Here is a 20,324-nt window from a genome sequence, read left to right on the forward strand (position 1 = left end):
CATCCGCCGGGCATGGCCCGGCGCTACCTGCCTCGGTGGGTGCGGGGCTTGCCCCGCACGCCCTCACTCTTCTGGTGACGGCGGATTGGACGCCAGCAGTTCCAGATGCCGCTGCTCCATTTCCTGCCGCAGTTGGCGGCGGATCAGCGCCGCGGCCTGCCGGCGCTTTTCATCCGAACTGGCCGGCTGCAGCGATGGAACCGGCGTCGGCCGGCCGTCCTCGTCCACCGCCACCATGGTGAAGAAGCAGCTGTTGGCGTGGCGCACGCTGCGCTTGAGGATGTCCTCGGCCACCACCTTGACGCCGATTTCCATCGACGAGGTGCCGGTGTAGTTCACCGAGGCCAGGAAGGTGACCAGTTCGCCCACCGCGATCGGCTGGCGGAACACCACCTGGTCCACCGACAGGGTGACCACGTAGCGGCCGGCATAGCGGCTGGCGCAGGCATAGGCGACCTGGTCGAGCAGGCGCAGGATCGCGCCACCGTGGACCTTGCCGGAGAAATTGGCCATTTCCGGCGACATCAGCACGGTCATGGACAGCTGGTGGGACTTGAGTTCGGTCGACATGGGGCGATTGTATCGGCAACCACCGTCGCAACCATCTGCCGGCCAGCGGCCGGCACTACCGAAAGCAGAAGGGCCGCTTGCGCGGCCCTTCTTGAAGGTCAGCCGACTGACAGTCGGCTCTACAGCGGCCCTTCGTGTTTCTTACTTCAGCTTCGCATCGGCGCGCAGGGCGGCGGCGCGATCGGTCTTCTCCCAGGAGAAGGCCGTGGCGTTGACGGTCTCGCCTTCGCCGTTGATGTAGCTGAACTCCTTCGGCTTGCGGCCGAAGTGGCCATAGGCCGCGGTCTGCTGGTACATCGGGTGGATCAGGTCCAGCATCTTGATGATGCCGTACGGGCGCAGGTCGAAGTGCTTGCGGATCAGCTTCTCGATCTTGTCGTCGCTGATCTTGCCGGTGCCGAAGGTGGTGACCGAGATCGAGGTCGGCTCAGCCACGCCGATGGCGTAGGAGACCTGCACTTCGCAACGGTCGGCCAGGCCGGCGGCAACCACGTTCTTGGCGACGTAGCGGGCAGCGTAGGCGGCCGAACGATCGACCTTGGACGGGTCCTTGCCGGAGAACGCGCCACCACCGTGACGGGCCCAGCCGCCGTAGGTGTCGACGATGATCTTGCGGCCGGTCAGGCCGCAGTCGCCCACCGGGCCGCCGATCTCGAACTTGCCGGTCGGGTTGATGTGGAACTTGGTGCCCTTGTGCAGCCACTTGGCCGGCAGCACCGGCTTGATGATCTCTTCGCGGACGGCCTCGATGAGGTCCTTCTGCTTGATGCCCGGGGCGTGCTGGGTCGACAGCACCACCGCGTCGATGGCCGAAACCACGCCGTTTTCATAGCGCAGGGTGACCTGGCTCTTGGCGTCCGGACGCAGCCAGGACAGCGGCGAGTTGCGCTTCTTGCGGATCTTGGCCTGCTGCTCGACCAGGCGGTGCGACAGGTGGATCGCCGCCGGCATGTAGCTGTCGGTTTCGTTGGTGGCATAGCCGAACATCAGGCCCTGGTCGCCAGCGCCCATTTCTTCCGGCTTCTTGCGGTCAACGCCCTGGGCGATGTGCGGGGACTGCTTGCCGATCAGGTTCAGCACGCCGCAGGTGGCGCCGTCGAAGCCGACGTCGGAGCTGTCATAGCCGATGTCCACGATGACCTTGCGGGTCAGCGCTTCCAGGTCGATCCAGGCGCTGGTGGTGATTTCGCCGGCAACGATGGCGACGCCGGTCTTGACCATGGTCTCGCAGGCCACGCGGGCGCGCTGGTCCTGGGTCAGGATCGCGTCCAGCACCGCATCGGAGATCTGGTCGGCAACCTTGTCCGGATGGCCTTCAGAGACCGACTCGGAGGTGAAGAGGTAGCTGGACATCAGGCTTAATATCCTTTGATTCGGATGGAAAGATGGGCGCGAATGATACACGGGGTGCGCCGCCTGTGCATTGTGAACCCGTATGGGTTGCCGGTGGTTAAGGTGTTGTGCCCGGCAGGGCAAGGCCTGGCGGGCATTGCGGCGGCATCGTGCACAGGCAGTGTTCCACTGGCGTGACCATTGCCGCACCCGCCGGCACCGGGTGGGCCTGCCCAGGCGCCGTCATCATTCTGCCGCCAAACCGCCATCTGGCTGCCGCCTGCCGGGCGCAGGCTCTCGGCCAACCCGGCCGCCGGGCAGGAGGGGACACGCCATGCAGGAACTCGAACAGCGTCTGCAGCAACGCTATCCCGACTGGTTCCATGGCCGTCGCGGCCAACTCGCCCGGCCCCTGCTGCGCAGCGTCGGACGCTGGTCGCGGCTGGACCGGATCGAGGCGTTCCTGCGCCGCAACGCCAACGTGCGCGGTTTCGACTTCGTCGCCGCCGGGCTGGAGTTCATCGAGGGCCGCTACCACGTGGACCCCGCCGCGCTGGCGCGGATCCCGGCCACCGGCCGCCTGCTGATCGTGGCCAACCACCCTTCCGGCGCGCTGGATGCGCTGGCGCTGCTGGATGCGGTCGGCCGCATCCGCCGTGACGTGCGGATCGTGGCCAACGATCTGCTGGGCGCGATCGGGCCGCTGCAGGACCTGCTGCTGCCGGTACGCATCCTCGGCGGCAAGGTCCAGCGCAGCAGCCTGCAGGCGGTTGAGCAGGCGCTGGCGGCCGAGCAGTGCGTGATCGTGTTCCCGGCCGGCGAGGTCTCGCGGCTGTCGCTGCTCGGCATCCGCGATGGTCGCTGGCAGCGGGGGTTTGTCCGCTTTGCCCGTGCCGCCGCCGCACCGGTACTGCCGGTACGGGTGGAAGCGCGCAACTCGGCGCTGTTCTACGGCGCATCAACCCTGTTCAAGCCGGCTGGTACGGCACTGCTGGCACGGGAGATGTTCGCCCGCCGCGGCCGGCCGCTGCGGCTGCGCATCGGCGAACCGATGCAGCTGGGGCAGGGTGATCCCGGCGCGCAGCTGCTGGCGGTGCGCCGCGCGGTATATGCGCTGGGGCGCAGCACAGCGGTTGCCGACGGCTGCCCGGCAGGGCCCGAGCCGCTTGCCGCGCCGGTGCCGCCTGCACAGGTCGCCGCTGCGATTGCCGCCGCCACCGTGCTGGGGCAGACCGCCGATGGCAAACAGATCCTGCTGGCCAGCTGCACGGCCGATTCGCCGCTGCTGCACGAGCTGGGGCGGCTGCGCGAACTGACTTTCCGCCAGGTGGGCGAGGGCACTGGGCGCAGTCGCGACCTGGATGACTTCGACCTGCACTACCAGCACATCGTGATCTGGGACGGCACCGCCCAGCGCATCGCCGGTGCCTACCGGATCATGCGGGGCGCGCAGGCGCTGGCACGCCGGGGCCTGGCCGGGCTCTACAGCGCTTCGCTGTTCCGCTATTCCGACGACGCCATTCCCCGCATTGCCGAAGGCCTGGAATTGGGACGCAGCTTCGTGGTGCCCGATTACTGGGGCAGCCGCAGCCTGGATTACCTGTGGCAGGGCATCGGCGCTTACCTGCAATGCCAGCCCGGCATCCGCTACCTGTTCGGTGCGGTGTCGATCAGCGCCGCGCTGCCACGCGATGCGCGCGAGCAGCTGGTGGCCTATTACCAGCGTTACTACGGCGCAGCCGATGGCCGGGTGCAGTCGAACCGACCGTTCCAGTACTTCGCCGCGCCACCTTGCTTTGGTGAGATGGATGCGGCGGCCGCCTTCGACGTGCTCAAAGCCAATCTCGCCGCGCTCGGTACCGGTGTGCCCACCTTGTACCGGCAGTACACAGACCTGTGCGAACCCGGCGGTGCACGGTTCCTGGCGTTCGGCGTCGACCCGGATTTCAGCGACTCGATCGACGGCCTGATCGAAGTCGACCTGCACGCGATCCGGCCACACAAGCGGAAGCGCTACCTGCGCGATGCGGGGATGCCGGCATGAGCACGCTGGCGAACCTGGCACCGCATCGTCGCGCCGTGTTCGTCTCCGATGTTCATCTCGGGTCGCGGCATTGCCACGCCACCGAGCTGGCGCGTTTCCTCGGCACCCTGCGCTGCGAGCGACTGTATCTGGTCGGCGACATCATCGACCTGTGGTGGATGGCACACCGACGCGCCAACTGGCGGCAGTCGCACAGCGAGGTCATCCTGGCCCTGCACGCGCTGCGACGCGCCGGTACCGAGATCATCTACATCCCCGGCAACCACGACGCCTCGCTGCGCCAGGTGTGCGGCCTGATGCTGCCGGCGATGCAGGTGCGCCGCCGCGCGATCCACACCACCGCCGATGGCCGCCGGCTGCTGGTGGCGCATGGCGACGACTATGACGGTGTAACCCATTTCGGCGGCCTGCAGGAGCAGTTTGGTGACTGGCTGTACTACCGCATCCTCACCGGCAACCATCTGTTGAATGCGGTGCGGCGCCGACTCGGGATGCGCTACTGGTCGCTGTCCGAATTCCTGAAACGGCAGAGTGGTGCCGCTGAACGCTACATCGAGCGCTTCGTGCAGGCCGGCCTGGACGATGTTCGCCGGCGAGGCCTCGACGGCATCATCTGTGGGCACATCCACCGCGCCGCACTGATCGAACGCGACGGTCTGGTCTACGCCAATGACGGCGACTGGGTGGAGAGCCTGACGGCATTGGCCGAGGACCACGACGGCGCCTTGCGGCTGCTGGACCACAACGGGCGGACGTTGGTGGAGCTGCCGGGAGCACGGTTGTCGCAGGCGGCGTGATCCACAGCTGCAGGGACAGGCCCACGCGCGGCCGCGGCGCCACTGGCAGCTGACTGACGCGCCGCCGGGCAGGAAACCGCCGCTGCACGGAGATCGCCAAGCCGCTAGCATCGGCCGATGGACTCATTGACCCAGATCGTTCTTGGCGGCGCCGTCGCTGCCGCCATCGCCCCGCCTGGACACCGCCGTGCCGCCCTGCTGGCCGGTGCCGCGCTCGGTACCCTGCCGGACCTGGATGCCCTCTGGCTGGGCTTTGCCGCCGCCGACCCGGTGGCGAACATGACCGACCATCGCAGCTTCAGCCATTCGCTGCTGGTGCTGCCGTGGGTGGCCGCGCTGATCTGGTGGCTGTTCAAGCGCTTCGGCAACGGCCGGGTGGCGCAATCACCGCTGCGCTGGTTCTGGGCGATCCAGCTGGCGCTGGTCACCCATCCGGTGCTGGATGCATTCACTGTCTACGGCACGCAGCTGTGGTGGCCGTTGCAGCCACATCCCGCGATGGGCGCGAGTGTCTTCATCATCGATCCCGGCTACACGGTGTGGCTGCTGCTGGGCTGCGTGCTGGCGTGGTTCGGCCGCGCGCGACCGTGGGTGGGCAAGGTGCTCGGCGTTGCGTTGCTGCTCAGCAGTGCGTACCTGGGCTGGGGGCTGATCGCCAAGGCACAGGTCGACCGCGCCGCGCAGCAGAGCCTGGCCGCGATGGGCCTGGGCGACGCGCCGCGGTTCTCGGTGCCGATGCCGTTCACTACCCTGTTGTGGCGGGTCGTGGCGATGACCCCGAATGGCTACGTGGTCGGTGACCGTTCGCTGGTGGCCGACCACGGGCCGATGCGTTTCGAGGGGCATCCGTCCAACGTGCAGGCCTTGCGCGAAGCGGCGGGAATTCCGGCAGTACGGCGCCTGCAGTGGTTCAACCGTGGCTTCATGCGCGCACAGGTGGTGCAGGGCAGGCTGGTGCTGAGCGACCTGCGCATGGGCCTGGAGCCGGACTACACCTTCAATTTCGCGGTGGCCGAGCAGGTTGATGGCCAGTGGCGCGCGATCGTGCCCGAGCAGTTGCGGGTGGACTACAGCAGCCCGGCCGCGCGTGCCGATGCCGGCCGCCGGTTGTCGGCGATGTGGCAGCGCATCTGGCACGAACCGGCGGCGGCGGACGGCGCCGCCGCGCACCCGTAGATCCATGCCACAGCCCATCAGCACAGTAGATCCACGCCACGCGTGGATGGCGCAATGCATCGGCACCAGTAGATCCACGCCATGCGTGGATGGCGCAATGCATCAGCACAGTAGATCCACGCCACGCGTGGATGGCGCAATGCATCGGCACCAGTAGATCCACGCCACGCGTGGATGGCGTGTACCGCGGCCGCTCAATACACCGTTGCGCGGCCCTGCACGAACGAATAGAAGAACACCGCGTTCGGATCGTTCTGCACCAGCCGGAACTCGCGGCGCATGCCCTCCACGGTCTCTTCGTCCACCGTGCCCGCCTGCAGCAACTGGTCGGCCGCCGACAGCAGCAGCTGTTCCCAGAACGCGATCATCGTCTTGCGACGTGCCGGTTCGCGGTTGTCCAGATGGATGGTCTTGATCTCGGTGTGCACGTCGCGGAAGCCGCCGGCCAGCAGCAGGTTGCCCAGCTTGGCGCCGACGAACGGATCACCGCCGTGGTCATACTGGAAATCGTTGAAGGCCATCCAGTAGCGCCAGATGTGCGGCGAATACGGATCAAGCAGGAACGAGGCATTCATCACTTCGGTGATGTACACCGGCGAGCCCGGGGCCAACACACGGCGCACTTCACTCAGCACGCGCGCCGGCGACGGCACGTGTTCCAGCACCCAGCACAGGAACGCCGCATCGAAGCTGCGCGCCTCGAAAGGCAGTTCGCCGGCATCGGCCTGCTGCAGGGTGTAGCGATCGTTGCACCACGGCGTGCGCGCCAGGTTTTCCCGCGCGGTTTCCAGCTGGGCCTCGCTCAGGTCCACGCCGGTCACGTGCAGCTCGGGGAAGCGGCGCAGCAGGATCTCGGTCTGCGCGCCCACGCCACTGCCGACTTCCAGCAGGCGCTTTGCCCCGCTGTAATCGATCTGGCCGAAGATGCTCGATTCCAGCAGGCGCGCCTGGGTCATCAGGCGCTGCTGCTCGGTGCCGGAGAACCCGTGCAGGTAGGTCGGGGATGAAATCGGCGGGGTCATGGCGGCGGGCTCAGGCAGCGGAAGACATCGCCGGTTCCCCGGCGATCAGGCGGTCGAAATAGTCGGTGGTCAGCGCGATCTGGCTGGCCGGGTCTTCGGCGCGGTTGACCACCGCGCGGAATGCGGCATTCTCCGGCCGGTCCTTTGCGTACCAACCCAGGTGCTTGCGCGCGATGCGCACGCCCTGCGGTTCGCCATAGAAGTCGTGCAGCGCGTGCAGGTGGCCAAGCAGGATGTCGCGCACTTCGGCCAGCGACGGTGGCGGCAGCTCCTCGCCGGTGGCCAGGTAGTGCGCCACTTCGCGGAAGATCCACGGCCGGCCCTGTGCGGAGCGGCCGATCATCACCGCATCCACACCGGTCTGCTGCAGGACGAAGGCGGCCTTCCGTGGCGAATCGATATCGCCGTTGGCGATCACCGGGATGCGCAGCGCGGCCTTGATCTCGCCGATCGTGGCGTACTCGGCCTGACCGGTGTAATGCTGGTCGCGGGTACGGCCGTGCACCGCCAGCGCAGCGATGCCACTGTCTTCGGCGATGCGCGCGATGAGCGGGCCGTTGCGATGGTCGCAGTCCCAGCCGGTGCGGATCTTCAGCGTCACCGGCACGTCCACCGCGTTGACCACCGCTTCCAGGATGCGCGCGACCAGCTGCTCGTCGCGCATCAGCGCTGAACCGGCCCAGGCGTTGCACACCTTCTTGGCCGGGCAGCCCATGTTGATGTCGATGATCTGCGCGCCATGGTCGACGTTGTAACGCGCGGCCTCGGCCAGCTGCTGCGGCTCGGTGCCGGCAATCTGCACGCTGATCGGCGCCGGTTCACCCGCGTGATCCATGCGGTGGATGGACTTGCGCGTGTTCCAGAAGCGCGGGTCGCTGATGGTCATTTCCGAGGCGGCCAGGCCCGCGCCCAGCCGTTTGCACAGCAGGCGGAAGGGTTTGTCGGTGACGCCGGCCATGGGCGCCAGCACGACGTTGGGGGCGATGGAGTACGGGCCGATCTGCATGCGCCCATTGTAGGGCGCGGCAGGCGCCCCGGCTGGGTTGGCGGCCCGCCGGTTCAGGCCAATCCGGACCGACCTCATGCCGGACGGGCATCAGCAGATGCTTGATGGTCGCTTCCGTCGCCCCCACGGGCCGGTCATGGTGGACGGCTGGGCGGGCCGGCAAGGCGCATCCACGCATGGCGTGGATCTACTGTGCCCCGGTTGATCCACGCCATGCGTGGATGGGGCCATCGCACCCAGCCCGGTTGATCCACGCCATGCGTGGATGGGGCCATCGCACCCAGCCCAGTAGATCCACGCCATGCGTGGATGGGGCCTTGCCCATGAACGTGAAAAGGCCCGGGCATCTGCATGCCCGGGCCCGATCATCATCCCTACGGGGATGTCGCGTCACTTCACTTCGGCATCGGCCGGGGTGAAGCGCGGCATCGCCGCCGCTGCGCCTTCCTTCTCGGTCGAGCGACCGGCGAACTGGTTGGCGAAGCGGACGTGGCGGGCGAACGGAGCGTCCGGCACCTGTGCCATCGAGGCCACCAGCGCACCGTTGAAGGCATCGCCGGCACCGGTGGTGTCGATCGCCTGCACCTGTTCGGCACCCACGCGGTAGTACGGCTGGGTGTCGCCACGCAGGTGCTCGTCGGCATGCGACACGAACACGCCCACCGAACCCAGGGTCACCACCACCGTGCCGTTGCCGACCAGCTTGCGGCACAGCGCGTGCAGGCTGGCACCGTCCAGCGCGGCGACGTCGTTGGCATCCACGCGCTCGCCGACATGACGGCCGAGCAGGGCGGCGAACTCGGTTTCGTTCGGGGTGATCACATCGGCCAGCTTCAGCAGGCCGATGCTCGACGGGGCGTCGGCCGGAGCGGCGTTGAGAACGGTGGTGACACCGGCCTCACGGGCCACGGCCAGGGCCGCTTCGATGGTCTGCACCGGCGATTCCAGCTGCACCAGCACCACTTTGGCGCCGGTCAGCAGGGCCTGCTGTTGCTGTACGAAGTCGGTACTCAGCGCCGCGTTGGCACCCGGGCCGATGACGATGGTGTTGCGGCCACGGGCATCGACGTAGATGCCGGCGGTGCCGGTCGGCTCGCTGCTGGCTTCGGCGATCAGCGCGAAACCATCCTGCGCCGCCAGGTCACGGGCGGTGGCACCACCGGCGTCGTCGCCCAGCGCACACAGGAAGCTGGTGTCAGCGCCGGCACGGCAGGCGGCAACGGCCTGGTTGAAGCCCTTGCCACCGGGACCGGTGCTGTAGCGGCCGGCAATGGTCGCACCCGGTGCCGGCAGCGACTCGCACCGCCACACGTGATCGACATTGAAGGAACCGACGACAACGACACTGCTGCTCATAGGGAATCTGTTCTCGAAACTGGGGTTCAGCTGAAATGCGTCAGCACGCCGGCGATGGTAGCCGTCATGAAGGTGGCGATGGTACCGCCCAGCACCGCGCGCAGGCCGAACTTGGCCAGATCGTGGCGACGTTCCGGTGCCAACCCGCCGATGCCGCCAATCTGGATCGCGATCGAACTGAAATTGGCGAAGCCGCACAGCGCGTAGGTGGCGATCAGGCGACCTTCGTCGGACAGGCTCATACCCGGCACCTGGCCATTCACGATCTTCGACAGTTCGGTGTAGGCGACGAACTCGTTGATCACGACCTTCTGGCCGATCAGCGAACCGACGGTGGTGGCGTCGGCCCACGGGGTGCCGATCACCCAGGCGATCGGGGCCAGCACGTAACCGAAGATGGTCGACAGGTCGGTCGGCTTGCCGATCGCAGCCGCCAGGCCGGTCACTTCACCGATCCAGGTCAGCGGCGCATTGAGCAGGGCGATCAGGGCGATGAAGGCCAGCAGCATCGCACCGATGTTCAAGGCCAGCTTCAGGCCGTCACCGGCGCCGGCGGCGGCCGCGTCGATGATGTTGCTGGAGGTCTTCTCCACTTCCATCTTGACCGTGCCGCGGGTCAGCGGGGTGCCGGTTTCCGGAATCAGCAGCTTGGCCACGACCAGGGTAGCCGGAGCCGCCATGATGCTGGCCGCCAGCAGGTGCTTGGCGTAGAACGCCTGCTGCACCGGATCGCCACCGCCCAGCATGCCCACGTACGCGGCAAGCACGCCGCCGGCGATGTGGGCCATGCCGCCGATCATCATCGTCAGCAGCTCGGACTGGGTCATCCTGGCGATGTACGGCCGCACCGTCAGCGGCGCCTCGGTCTGGCCGATGAACACGCTGGCGCAGACGCTGGTGGTTTCCGCACCGGACACGCGCATCACCTTGGTGATCGACCAGGCCATCACCCGCACGATCGCCTGCATGACGTTGAGGTGGTACATGACCCCCATCAGCGCCGAGAAGAAGATGATCGTCGGCAGCACCTGGAAGGCGAAGATGAAACCGTAGTTCTTGACGTCCATCAACGAGCCGAAGATGAACTTCGACCCTTCGTTGACGAAGCTCAGCACCTTCACGAAGCCCTGGCCCAGCGCATCGAACACGTCGCGCCCGCCCGGTACCAGGATCACCAGGGCCGCAAAGGCGATCTGCAGGGTGATGCCGGTGGCGACCAGCTTCCAGTCCACCGCGCGCTTGTTGTTGGAAAACAGCCAGGTGATGCCGATCAGCACCGCCAAACCGAACAGGCCGAAGCCGATCCTGCCCAAACCTTCGACCATCTGAGTGACTCCCCTGGGGCGTCGCGAAAAACGGGAAGCCTAGTGCAGGGCAGGGGCCGGAGCAAGGAAAAGCCGTCTGCGCGCGGCCATCGGCTCCGATCAGGCCAGCAACAGCAAGGGGTTGCGCCTGCCGGGACAGGTAGAATGGTGGCTTGATCCCGGCCCGTATGCGGGCCCGCAGCAGGAGAATCGCATGCTCTACCGTCGCCTTGGCTCCACCGGCCTGCCGATGTCCGCCCTGTCCTTCGGCGCCTGGGTGACCTTCGGCGACCAGGTGCCGCGCGACGAGGCGCGCAACCTGGTGGCGGCGGCCTGGGACCATGGCATCAACTTCTTCGACAACGCCGAGGGCTATGCCAGCGGCCGCGCCGAGCAGGTGATGGGCGATGTGATGGCCGACCTGCGCTTGCCGCGCGATGGTTTCTGCGTGTCCAGCAAGGTGTTCTTCGGCAGCGCCAAGGACCCCCGGCCCACCCAGCGCGGCCTGTCGCGCAAGCATGTGACCGACGCCTGCCACGCTGCGCTCAAGCGCCTGCGGGTGGACTACCTGGACCTTTATTACTGTCATCGTCCGGATCCGGACGCGCCGATCGCTGAGACGGTGCATGCCATGGACACCCTGGTCCGGCAGGGCAAGGTGCTGTACTGGGGCACGTCGGAATGGTCGGCCAACCAGATCCAGGAGGCGGTGGACATCGCCGCGCGCCACAACCTGCAGGCGCCGTCGATGGAGCAGCCGCAGTACAACCTGCTGCACCGTCAGCGCGTGGAAGTGGAGTACGCGCCGCTGTATGCCACCGCCGGACTGGGCACCACGATCTTCTCGCCGCTGGCCTCGGGGCTGCTGAGCGGCAAGTACGACGATGGCGTGCCGGCCGATGCGCGCCTGGGCCGCGAAGGCATGGGCTGGCTGCAGGACCTGGTGCTGGGCGACAACGCCGATGAGCGTTTGGCCCGGGTGCGCCGCTTCAGTGCGGTGGCCCGCGAGCTGGGTCACGCCCCGGCCAGCCTGGCCATCGCCTGGTGCCTGCGCAATCCCAACGTCTCCAGCGTGATCCTCGGCGCCAGCCGGGTCAGCCAGCTGCTGCAGAACCTGCAGGCGCTGGACGTGCTGGCGCAGGTGGACGATGCCGGCTGGGCGCAGGTGGAAGCCGTCTTCGCCTGAAGGCCGGGGGACAGCCGGTAGGGCGGCCCCCCGCTTGGCCCGTCCTTCCCAGCCTCGCCGAGTCTATTTCAATAGATTTTATCTATCTAATTCCCGATTTCGATCATTAATTCCATCAATGAAGTTGAGAATGGTTGTTGATTGTGAACTGAGAATCATTATCATTTGAGGCGTCCCTCGCACGAGTCCAGATGCTCATGAATGCTCAACCTGTACTGCTGCGCCCCGAAACGCTGACCCTCCGCGACCGCCCGGTGCGTGTCGTGCCGCCGGAAGAGGTCATCGACAGCGAAGCCCTGCTCAAGGGCCGTCGTGAAATCCTGATCCAGCACGGTGACCGCTTCTACCGTCTGCGTCATACCAGCAACGACAAGCTGATCCTGACCAAGTAACGCGGTCTGGTCGCCCGCCTCCCTCCCTCCTGTCGGCAGCGCCGGCAGGGTGGGCGACCCGTCCGCTCCTGCTCTCTCCCCCTCGGTCTACCGTTCATGCCTGTCTGGCGTGGCGGTGGCCGGGGGTTCCCCTGCCTGACCGAACGATGCCGATGACCCGCCCGACTGCCCTTTCCATTGCCCTGTGGATGGCTCTGCCGCTGTCCGCCCACGCTGCTGCCGATGCCGCGCCCGACGCGCGCGAGTTCGATCGCGTGCAGGTCACCGCCACCCGTACCGAACGTGCGGTCAGCGATGTCGCCGCCACCGTTGATGTGATCGATCGCGAGCAGATGGACCGGCAGCTGGTGCAGGACATCAAGGACCTGGTCCGCTACGAGCCGGGCCTGTCGGTCAGCCGCAGTGCCACCCGTTTCGGCCTCGGCAGCATCCGCATCCGTGGCCTGGATGGCAATCGCGTGCGCATCCAGACCGATGGCATCGCCATGCCGACCAGCTTCAACATCGGCTCGTTCTCCAACGCCAACCGCAACTTCACCGACCTGGACACGCTCAAGCGCGTGGAGGTCGTGCGCGGCCCGGCCAGTTCGCTGTACGGCTCGGACGCACTTGGCGGCGTGGTTGCCTTCGTCACCAAGGATCCGGCTGATTACCTCAAGGATGGCAAGGACAGCTACGTCGGCCTGAAATTCGGCTACGACGGCGAGTGGAAGGGCCTGCTCGGCGGCGTCACCAGCGCCTTCGGTGGCGAACACTGGAGCGGCATGGTCAACATCAACCACCGCCAGGGCCAGGAAACCGACAACAAGGGCGATGTGCGCAGCAACGACAACACGCGCACCGCGGCCAACCCGCAGGACCGCGATGGTCGCAGCGGCCTGGCCAAGCTGGTCTATGCGCCCAGCGAAGACCAGCGTTTCCGCCTGACCGTGGAAGGCAACGAAGACAACACCGATACCGACGTGCTGTCCTCGATCGACCGCACCACCACCACCGGCATGAAGGCGCGCGACAAGCAGAACCGCACCCGCGTGTCCTTCGCCCACGAGATGGATGCGCTGGACAAGGGCTTCGCCGACAGCCTGCACTGGCAGGTCTACACGCAGGACAGCGAAACCACGCAGCGCACCGATGAGGCGCGCGCCAACGGCAGCCGCCGCCATCGCCAGTTCAGTTTCGACCAGCGCGTGTATGGCCTGCAGGCGGTGTTCAACAAGGCCTTCAGCACCGGCAGCGTCGAACACGCGCTGACCTATGGCTTCGATGGCGCCCGCACCGAGATCCGCCAGAAGCGCGATGGCTACCAGGTCAGCAATCGTGGCGTGGTCAGCACGACGATCCTGCCCGACGCGTTCCCCGTGCGCGATTTCCCGATCAGCAAGACCACCGAGCTGGGCCTGTACGCGCAGGATGAAATGCGCCTGGCCGATGGCAGGCTGTCGCTGGTGCCGGGCGTGCGCGTGGACCGCTACGAACTGAAGCCGGACGTGGACAGCATCTTCGCCGAGGACAACCCCGGCGTGGCCGTGTCGGAGCTGAAGAAGACCAGCGTGTCGCCGAAGTTCGGCCTGGTCTATCGCTTCACCGACGAGTGGTCGCTGTTTGCCGGTTACTCGCGTGGTTTCCGCTCGCCGCCGTACAACGACGTCAACCTCGGCTTCACCAATTTCGCTTTCGGCTACACCGCCATTCCCAATCCGGACCTGAAGCCGGAAACCAGCGATGGCGTTGAACTGGGCCTGCGCTTCCTGTCGCCGGCGGCGTACGTGAGCGTGAGCGGCTACTACAACGACTACAAGGACTTCATCGAGTCGCAGACGCTGGTGGGTACCAACCCGCAGGGCTTGATGGTGTTCCAGTCGCGCAACATCGCCGACGCACGTATCTACGGCGCCGAACTGAAGGCCGGCGTCGACTTCGGCCAGATCCGTCCCGCACTGCAGGGCTGGGCGCTGCGCAGTGCGGTGGCGTGGTCGCGCGGCGACAACAAGACCGGAGACACGCCGCTGGATTCGGTCGATCCGCTGCGCGGCACCGTCGGCCTGATGTACGACACCGATACCTGGGGAGTTGAACTGGCAGGCACCTTCGTCAAGCGCAAGGACCGGCTGGCCAGCACCACCACCTATCGCCCGGCGGGCTATGGCGTGGCCGACCTGATGGCGCACTGGAACTTCGCCCCGGGCGCCACCTTCAACGTCGGTGTCTTCAACCTGGGTGACAAGCGTTACATCGACTGGTCCAACGTCGGCTCGACCCTGTCGGCCACCAGTACCGTTCTGGACCGCTATACCAGCCCCGGCCGCACCCTGTCGGCCAGCCTTGCCGTGTCCTGGTGATCCCATGAGCCGAGCCCTGTCCGCGCGTCGCCTGCCGTCCTCCCTGTCGCGTTCGTCGCTGCGGGCCTGGCCTGCGCCGGCACAGCTGGCAGCGCTCGGCACGGTGTTGTGCCTGTATCACGCCGATGGCAACGAGCTGTGTGGTTGGCGCCAGGCGGTATCGGTGCATGCCTGCCAGGGCGTGGACAGCGAGGGCCTGCGCGAAAGCCTGTGCTTCCTCGATGCACGTGGCCGTTGCGTGTGGCGCCTGTACCTGTTGCCGGACAGCGATTTCCTGGCCTGGGACCGGCTGGTGGCGACGCTGCCGCCGGGTCCTTCGCACGATAGCGATGGCAGCGTCGGTGAGCGCCTGTGGCGGCGCCTGGCCGGGCACCTGGGCGGACAACGCTGGCGTCTGTGCACGCTGCGCCTGCACGCCGCCGACGAGGGCCGGACCCTGGCCGCCAGCCTGTCCACGCTGTCGTCGCTCGGTGCCGCCACCGCGCGCCGCATCGCACGCATGGAAGGCGCCGAAGGCGAACTGGCGATCGACGACTGCTGCTGCGCCGACGCCGCACGCCGCCCTGCCGCGCGCGCTCCCGGCGACCTGCCGCTGGTACGGCTGTGACCTGATTGCGATGGATTGCCTGCCGGCCAGGATGGCCTTTCCACGAAACCTGCAACCCCGAAGGAAGCCCCGATGAAGTTCCAGACAGCCAGCGTGATGGTGCTGCTCGCCGCCAGTGGCGCCGCCAGCGCGCAGCCCTCCGACACCGCCCGCGACCATGACAGCATCCTCGCCATGCAGGGTGAGTACACGGTGGATTTCGCCTTCGATGAGACCGTGCTGCTGAAGCCGGGCTACGAGCGCGCGCCGGCCATGCGCAGCGGTGGCAACGAAGTGGTGATCGTGGTCGAGGACACGTCGAAGCGCATCGTGCTGCAGCACCTGCTGCTGGACGAGAAGAGCGGCCACGTGACCAAGCACTGGCGGCAGGACTGGGTGTACGAAGCGCCGAACCGCTTCGAGTTCAGCGCCGACCAGACCTGGCAGGTGCGCACGATCGCGGCCGCGACCAACCAGGGCGCCTGGACCCAGTGCGTGTACGAAGTCAGCGATGCACCGCGCTACTGCGGCACCGGCACGTGGACCTACCTCAACAACGTGCCGACCTGGACCAGCGATATCAGCTGGCGGCCGCTGCCACGCCGCGAGTACACCAAGCGCAGCGATTACAACGCGCTGGCGGTGGTCAACCGCCACACCCTGACCCCGAACGGCTGGACCCACGAGCAGTTCAACACCAAGGTGCAGCGCAACGCGGATGGCAGCCAGGTGGAAATCGCCCGCGAATTCGGCTTCAACGACTACACCAGGACCACCGAGGTCGACTTCACCCCGGCGCGCGATTACTGGAAGGCCACCGCCGGTTACTGGAGCAAGGTGCGCCAGCGCTGGGACGGTTTCCTGACCCAGGCGCCGGGCGTGCACCTGAAGACCAGGCTCGACGGCATGGCGATGATCATCCCGTTGTTCACCCAGGCCGAGGACGTGCAGGCCGGCAAGAAGGTGAAGGACGCGCAGATCGACGAAGTCTTCGCCAAGTACGTGGAAAAGGCGCCGAAGGAAGGTTGATCGGCGCAGTGCGGGTGCCGGCCCTGCCCGGCACCGTATCCACGCATGGCGTGGATCTACCAGGGCCATCGGCACTGCATCCACGCATGGCGTGGATCTACCGGGACCATCGGCACTGCATCCACGCATGGCGTGGATCTACTGGGACCATCGGCACTGCATCCACGCATGGCGTGGATCTACCTGCTTGCGCGGCGTGGATCTACTGGGCTCGCTGGTAGATCCACGCCATGCGTGGATGCCTTTGCCACAGAACAGCGTCAGGCCTCGCGCAGCGCCAATGCCGGTGGCGTGTGCAGGATCTGCCGGGTCCCCAGCCAGCCGGCCAGCAGGCTCAGCGCGATGCCGAGCAGGCCACCCAGCAGCAGGCCCGGCCACGGCGGCAGCAGCGGCAGTTCGAACACCTTCTGCGACACCGCAACGCCGATCACCGCTGCCGCGACCACCGCCAGCAGCGCAGCCAACGCGCCCAGCGCACCGAACTCGACCAGTACCGCGCCACGCAGCTGGCGCCGCGTTGCACCCAGCGTGCGCAGCACCGCGCTGTCATAGCGCCGCTCGCCAGCCGTCGCCTGCAGTGCCGCCAGCAGCACCAGCACGCCGGCCAGCAGGCTGAACACCATCACCAGCTGCACCGCCTGCGCCACCCGTTCCATCACATCGCGTACCTGCGAGATCACCGCATCCACGTCCAGCAGCGAGAGGTTGGGCTGCGCACGCACCAGGGCACCCAGTCCCGCCGATCGGCCGGCCGGGAGATGGAATGCCGACAGCAGGTTGTGCGGTGTATCGCCCACCGCGTTCGGGTTCAACAACACGAAGAAGTTCGGGCGGAAGGTATTCCAGTCCGCCTTGCGCACGCTGGTAACGCTGAACTCGCGCTGCTGCTCGCCCACCGCAATGGTGATGCGGTCACCGGGGTACACGCCGTAGCGCTTGGCCCAGCCGATCTCCACCGAGGCCTCGGCGGCGGTGCTGTCCGGCTTCCAGAACGTGCCGTTGACCAGCGTATTGGCCGGCGGGAACGTGCTGCGCCAACTGAAGTTCAGCGGCCGGTTCTCGTCATCGTCGTCGCGCTGGCCTTCGCCCTGCGGTCGAGTGTCCTCGGCTGGTGTGCGGTCGACCCGCAGCGGTGGCTTGCCGTTGATTGCAATCAGGCGGCCGGTGGCCATCGGTTCGATGCTGGCATCATCCGCACCCAGGCCCTGCAGTGCAGCCAGCACGCTGTCGCGCTGCTCGGGCTGGATGTTGATCAGGAAATAATTGGGCGTGTCCGCAGGCAGGCGCTCGCGCCACTGCTGCAGCAGGCCGGGGCCGATCACCGCCAGCAACAGCAGGGCGCACAGCGACAGTGACAGCCCCACCAGCTGCATCACCGCCAGCATCCGCCGCCGCGTCAGCGCCGCCAGGCCCAGCCGCCAGTTGCCGTGCAGGCGGTGCTGCAGGCCACGCAGCAGCTGCAGCAGCAGGAACCCGACCACGCCCGCGGCCACCGCCAGCCCGGCCAGGCCACCCAGCACCCACAGTGCCAGTTTCAGATCGCCGGTGACCTGCACCGCCAGTACCAGGCTGGCCGCCAGCGCAGCCACATAGGCCAGCAGCGAGGCCGGCGGCAAGGCAGCGAACGAACGGTTGAGCACGCGCATCGGCGGCACGCCACGCAGGCGCAGCAGCGGCGGCAGTCCGAAGCCGAACAGCAGCAACAGGCCGATCCCCGCGCCGGTCAGCGCAGGCATGGCTTCGGGCAGCGGCAGGCGTTGCGGTACCAGGCTGCCCAGGACCTGCACCAGTCCTTCCTGTGCCGCCATGCCCAGGCCGATGCCGATCGCACACGCCGGCACCGCCAGCATCAGCAGCTGCAGGGCCAGGCCGGCCAGGATGTCGCGCTGGCGTGCACCCAGGCAGCGCAGGATCGCCACCTGGTCGATGCGACGCAGCGCGAACCGGTTGGCCGCCAGTGCGGTGGCAACGCCGGCCAGCAGCACCGCCAGCAGCGCGCTCAGGCCGAGGAAACGACCGGCCAGGTCGAAGGCCTGGCGCACACCGCGCTGGGTATCGTTCACGCTGAGCAGGCGCATGCCTTTTACCTGCGGCAGCAGCCATTGCCGGAATGACGCGATGTCGGCGGCAGGGCCGGCGAACATCACCCGGTAGTTGATGCGGCTGCCGGGGCCGAGCAGGCCGGTACCTTCCACATCGGCGCGGTTGACCAGCAGGGTCGGCGACAGCGTCAGCAGGTCGCCACCGGCATCCGGTTCCGATTCGATGATGCCGGCGATGCGCAGCGTGCCCGCACCGAATTCCAGATCGTCGCCGGCCTTCAGGCCCAGTGCCTGCAGCAGGCGTGGGTCGGCATAGGCCTGGCCCTTGGCCGGCATTCCGGCATCGGCGATCAGCGCACCGCCGGGCGTGGCACGCACGCGCAGCGCGCCGCGCAGGGGGTAGCCCGCTTCCACGGCCTTGATGCTGGCCATCTGGCTGGCATCGCCCTGGAACAGTACGCTGCCGAAGCCGGCCAGCCGCGTATGCGCCAGGCCGCGTCGCTGCGCCTCCTCAGCGAACGCGGCGGGCGGGTCATCGCGGCCGGCCACGCCGAGGTCGCCGCCGAGCATTTCCGCTGCGCTGCCGGTCAGTGCCAGGTTGACCCGGTTCACCAGCGTGCCCACCGCCGTCATCACCGCCACGCCCAGCACCAGGGCGGCGAACACCGTCAGCAGGTCACCTGCCAGGGCCTCGCGGCGCAGCGCGCGCCACGCATGCCGCAGCAGGTTCATGCGTCCACTCCATGTTCCACCGGCTGCAGGCGGCCGTTGTCGATGCGATGGATGTACTGGCAGCGCTGTGCCAGGCGCAGGTCGTGGGTGACCAGCACCAGCGTGGTACCGCTGCCGGCATTGAGTTCGAACAGCAGATCGCTGATGTGCTGGCCGGTGGCCTGGTCCAGCGAGCCGGTGGGTTCGTCGGCGAACAGGATGCGCGGGCGGCTGACGAATGCCCGGGCAAGGGCAACACGCTGCTGCTCGCCGCCGGACAACTGCCGCGGGTAGTGGCGGGCGCGATGCGAGAGCCCGACCGCAGCCAGCACCTCGTCCACCCGCGTGCGGTCCTCGCGCCCGGCCAGTTCCAGCGGCAGCGCGATGTTCTCGGCCGCCGTCAGCGCCGGCAGCAGATGGAAGCTCTGGAAGACGAAGCCGACGTCGCGCGCGCGCAGCTGTGCACGCGCTTCTTCGTCCAGTGCCGTCAGATCCTGGCCCGCCAGCGCGATGCGGCCACGGCTGGGCAGGTCCAGCCCGGCCAGCAGGCCGAGCAGGGTGGTCTTGCCGGAACCAGAGGCGCCGACGATGGCCACGCTGGTGCCTTCATGGACGGTCAGGGTGATGTTGTCCAGTATGTGGACTTCACCCTCCGGGCCATGCACGGATTTGCCGACCTGGTCGACGGCGATGGCGACGGGCGCGCTGCGGGGGGACAGGCTGTCGATGAGGAGACTCCAATGCACAAGACGGAATGGAGCCGGCAAGCCGGCGCAATGATGATGCTGCTGCTAGGGTTGCTGCTGTTGCCGGCACTGGCGTGTGCCAAAGGTCCGGGCGGCGGTACCGTGCTGGTGCTCGGTGACAGCCTCAGTGCCGCCCACAATATCCCGGCCGATGCCGGCTGGGTCAGCCTGCTGCAGCAGCGGGTCAGGCAGCAGTCGAAAACCCCGCCGCGTATCGTCAACGCCAGCATGAGCGGGGAAACCACCGCTGGCGCGCTGACCCGCCTGCCGGGCCTGCTTGGCCGGGAGAAGCCCACGGTGGTGGTGATCGCCCTCGGTGGCAACGATGCGCTGCGCGGGCTGACCCCGGCGCAGGTGCAGGGCAACCTGGAAAAGATGGTGCAGGCCAGCCAGAACGCCGGTGCCAAGGTGCTGCTGCTGGGCATCGATGTGCCGCCCAATTATGGGCCAGGCTACCGCCAGCGCCTGGCTGCGGCGTACCGGGCACTGGCCACGCAGTACAAGGTGCCGTTGCTGCCGTTCCTGCTGGAGGGCGTGGCTCTGCAGCCCGGCTTGATGCAGGCCGACGGCCTGCATCCCACCGCCCAGGCGCAGCCGAAGGTGCTGGACAACGTCTGGCCGCTGCTGAAACCGCTGCTGTGAGCAGGCCATCTTCTTTTCATTGACGCAACTTCACATCGCGTGCA

At 67.5% G+C, this 20,324-nt stretch carries 17 protein-coding genes; 9 read left to right on the top strand and 8 right to left on the bottom strand.

From position 1 onward, the window contains the following. Nucleotides 1–63: 63 nt before the first annotated feature. Both ACUXVE_RS09280 and metK read right to left on the bottom strand, forming a co-directional pair. On the bottom strand, nt 64–570 hold the full coding sequence (locus tag ACUXVE_RS09280; RefSeq protein WP_025876535.1) for an acyl-CoA thioesterase: 507 nt from the start codon (nt 568–570) through the stop codon (nt 64–66). 141 nt (nt 571–711) lie between these two features. Then, entirely contained in the window at nt 712–1,923 is a 1,212-nt protein-coding gene (gene metK / locus ACUXVE_RS09285) for a methionine adenosyltransferase (protein ID WP_025876533.1), read from the bottom strand. 313 nt (nt 1,924–2,236) lie between these two features. Here metK and ACUXVE_RS09290 point away from each other — a divergent pair, with 313 nt between their 5' ends. From ACUXVE_RS09290 to ACUXVE_RS09300, 3 genes are all read left to right on the top strand, one after another. Beyond that, on the top strand, nt 2,237–3,946 hold the full coding sequence (locus tag ACUXVE_RS09290; RefSeq protein ID WP_445514286.1) for a lysophospholipid acyltransferase family protein: 1,710 nt from the start codon (nt 2,237–2,239) through the stop codon (nt 3,944–3,946). Next, a complete protein-coding gene (locus ACUXVE_RS09295; protein WP_445514287.1) occupies nt 3,943–4,743 on the top strand; it encodes a UDP-2,3-diacylglucosamine diphosphatase in 801 nt (266 codons plus the stop codon). The genes ACUXVE_RS09290 and ACUXVE_RS09295 overlap by 4 nt, the downstream gene beginning before the upstream one ends. A 117-nt stretch (nt 4,744–4,860) precedes the next feature. Continuing rightward, nucleotides 4,861–5,919: a metal-dependent hydrolase gene (locus ACUXVE_RS09300; protein ID WP_445514288.1), complete on the top strand. Its 1,059-nt coding sequence runs from the start codon at nt 4,861–4,863 to the stop codon at nt 5,917–5,919. A 194-nt stretch (nt 5,920–6,113) separates the two neighbouring features. On the opposite strand, the gene ACUXVE_RS09305 is transcribed toward ACUXVE_RS09300, so the two are convergent. The 4 genes from ACUXVE_RS09305 to ACUXVE_RS09320 form a co-directional block, all read right to left on the bottom strand. Beyond that, nucleotides 6,114–6,941 carry a class I SAM-dependent methyltransferase gene (locus tag ACUXVE_RS09305; protein WP_033830378.1) on the bottom strand — a complete coding sequence of 276 codons (828 nt, stop codon included), beginning with the start codon at nt 6,939–6,941 and terminating at the stop codon, nt 6,114–6,116. Nucleotides 6,942–6,951: 10 nt separating this feature from the next. Beyond that, the gene (gene dusB, locus ACUXVE_RS09310; protein ID WP_093818933.1) at nt 6,952–7,947 is read right to left on the bottom strand and encodes a tRNA dihydrouridine synthase DusB; all 996 of its coding nucleotides are present in this window, start codon (nt 7,945–7,947) and stop codon (nt 6,952–6,954) included. Between the two features lie 390 nt (nt 7,948–8,337). Then, nucleotides 8,338–9,303 carry a ribokinase gene (locus tag ACUXVE_RS09315; protein WP_025877854.1) on the bottom strand — a complete coding sequence of 322 codons (966 nt, stop codon included), beginning with the start codon at nt 9,301–9,303 and terminating at the stop codon, nt 8,338–8,340. 26 nt (nt 9,304–9,329) lie between these two features. Next, nucleotides 9,330–10,628: a NupC/NupG family nucleoside CNT transporter gene (locus tag ACUXVE_RS09320; RefSeq protein ID WP_032974926.1), complete on the bottom strand. Its 1,299-nt coding sequence runs from the start codon at nt 10,626–10,628 to the stop codon at nt 9,330–9,332. A 193-nt stretch (nt 10,629–10,821) separates the two neighbouring features. Between ACUXVE_RS09320 and ACUXVE_RS09325 the strand changes: the two genes are divergently transcribed. The 5 genes from ACUXVE_RS09325 (at nt 10,822) to ACUXVE_RS09345 (ending at nt 16,139) form a co-directional block, all read left to right on the top strand. Next, nucleotides 10,822–11,793, top strand: a complete 972-nt coding sequence (locus tag ACUXVE_RS09325) for an aldo/keto reductase (RefSeq protein WP_140226230.1) — start codon at nt 10,822–10,824, stop codon at nt 11,791–11,793. A gap of 197 nt (nt 11,794–11,990) precedes the next feature. After that, the gene (gene hemP, locus ACUXVE_RS09330) at nt 11,991–12,185 is read left to right on the top strand and encodes a hemin uptake protein HemP (RefSeq protein ID WP_005412278.1); all 195 of its coding nucleotides are present in this window, start codon (nt 11,991–11,993) and stop codon (nt 12,183–12,185) included. A 152-nt stretch (nt 12,186–12,337) separates the two neighbouring features. Beyond that, the gene (locus tag ACUXVE_RS09335; protein WP_445514289.1) at nt 12,338–14,524 is read left to right on the top strand and encodes a TonB-dependent hemoglobin/transferrin/lactoferrin family receptor; all 2,187 of its coding nucleotides are present in this window, start codon (nt 12,338–12,340) and stop codon (nt 14,522–14,524) included. A 4-nt stretch (nt 14,525–14,528) separates the two neighbouring features. Then, the gene (locus ACUXVE_RS09340; RefSeq protein WP_445514290.1) at nt 14,529–15,131 is read left to right on the top strand and encodes a Hemin transport protein; all 603 of its coding nucleotides are present in this window, start codon (nt 14,529–14,531) and stop codon (nt 15,129–15,131) included. Nucleotides 15,132–15,203: 72 nt separating this feature from the next. Further along, complete coding sequence (locus tag ACUXVE_RS09345; protein WP_445514291.1) at nt 15,204–16,139, top strand: DUF6607 family protein; 936 nt, start codon at nt 15,204–15,206, stop codon at nt 16,137–16,139. 260 nt (nt 16,140–16,399) lie between these two features. On the opposite strand, the gene ACUXVE_RS09350 is transcribed toward ACUXVE_RS09345, so the two are convergent. Further along, nucleotides 16,400–18,913 carry an ABC transporter permease gene (locus ACUXVE_RS09350; protein WP_445514292.1) on the bottom strand — a complete coding sequence of 838 codons (2,514 nt, stop codon included), beginning with the start codon at nt 18,911–18,913 and terminating at the stop codon, nt 16,400–16,402. Further along, a complete protein-coding gene (locus ACUXVE_RS09355) occupies nt 18,910–19,557 on the bottom strand; it encodes an ABC transporter ATP-binding protein (protein WP_059066070.1) in 648 nt (215 codons plus the stop codon). Before ACUXVE_RS09355 ends, ACUXVE_RS09350 begins: the two co-directional genes overlap by 4 nt. A gap of 75 nt (nt 19,558–19,632) precedes the next feature. Here ACUXVE_RS09355 and ACUXVE_RS09360 point away from each other — a divergent pair, with 75 nt between their 5' ends. Continuing rightward, nucleotides 19,633–20,280, top strand: a complete 648-nt coding sequence (locus ACUXVE_RS09360) for an arylesterase (RefSeq protein WP_445514293.1) — start codon at nt 19,633–19,635, stop codon at nt 20,278–20,280. Nucleotides 20,281–20,324: the final 44 nt, after the last annotated feature.

It is taken from the genome of Stenotrophomonas sp. 3(2025) (genome assembly GCF_052665395.1).

Bases quoted from the DNA above. Each gene is read 5' to 3' on its own strand.
- ACUXVE_RS09290 (WP_445514286.1), top strand. From the start codon at position 2,237: ATGCAGGAACTCGAACAGCGTCTGCAGCAACGCTATCCCGACTGGTTC.
- dusB (WP_093818933.1), bottom strand. From the start codon at position 7,947: ATGCAGATCGGCCCGTACTCCATCGCCCCCAACGTCGTGCTGGCGCCC.
- ACUXVE_RS09360 (WP_445514293.1), top strand. From the start codon at position 19,633: ATGCACAAGACGGAATGGAGCCGGCAAGCCGGCGCAATGATGATGCTG.
- ACUXVE_RS09340 (WP_445514290.1), top strand. From the start codon at position 14,529: ATGAGCCGAGCCCTGTCCGCGCGTCGCCTGCCGTCCTCCCTGTCGCGT.
- ACUXVE_RS09300 (WP_445514288.1), top strand. From the start codon at position 4,861: ATGGACTCATTGACCCAGATCGTTCTTGGCGGCGCCGTCGCTGCCGCC.
- ACUXVE_RS09320 (WP_032974926.1), bottom strand. From the start codon at position 10,628: ATGGTCGAAGGTTTGGGCAGGATCGGCTTCGGCCTGTTCGGTTTGGCG.
- ACUXVE_RS09350 (WP_445514292.1), bottom strand. From the start codon at position 18,913: ATGAACCTGCTGCGGCATGCGTGGCGCGCGCTGCGCCGCGAGGCCCTG.
- ACUXVE_RS09305 (WP_033830378.1), bottom strand. From the start codon at position 6,941: ATGACCCCGCCGATTTCATCCCCGACCTACCTGCACGGGTTCTCCGGC.
- ACUXVE_RS09280 (WP_025876535.1), bottom strand. From the start codon at position 570: ATGTCGACCGAACTCAAGTCCCACCAGCTGTCCATGACCGTGCTGATG.
- ACUXVE_RS09315 (WP_025877854.1), bottom strand. From the start codon at position 9,303: ATGAGCAGCAGTGTCGTTGTCGTCGGTTCCTTCAATGTCGATCACGTG.
- ACUXVE_RS09345 (WP_445514291.1), top strand. From the start codon at position 15,204: ATGAAGTTCCAGACAGCCAGCGTGATGGTGCTGCTCGCCGCCAGTGGC.
- hemP (WP_005412278.1), top strand. From the start codon at position 11,991: ATGAATGCTCAACCTGTACTGCTGCGCCCCGAAACGCTGACCCTCCGC.
- ACUXVE_RS09325 (WP_140226230.1), top strand. From the start codon at position 10,822: ATGCTCTACCGTCGCCTTGGCTCCACCGGCCTGCCGATGTCCGCCCTG.
- ACUXVE_RS09335 (WP_445514289.1), top strand. From the start codon at position 12,338: ATGACCCGCCCGACTGCCCTTTCCATTGCCCTGTGGATGGCTCTGCCG.
- ACUXVE_RS09295 (WP_445514287.1), top strand. From the start codon at position 3,943: ATGAGCACGCTGGCGAACCTGGCACCGCATCGTCGCGCCGTGTTCGTC.
- metK (WP_025876533.1), bottom strand. From the start codon at position 1,923: ATGTCCAGCTACCTCTTCACCTCCGAGTCGGTCTCTGAAGGCCATCCG.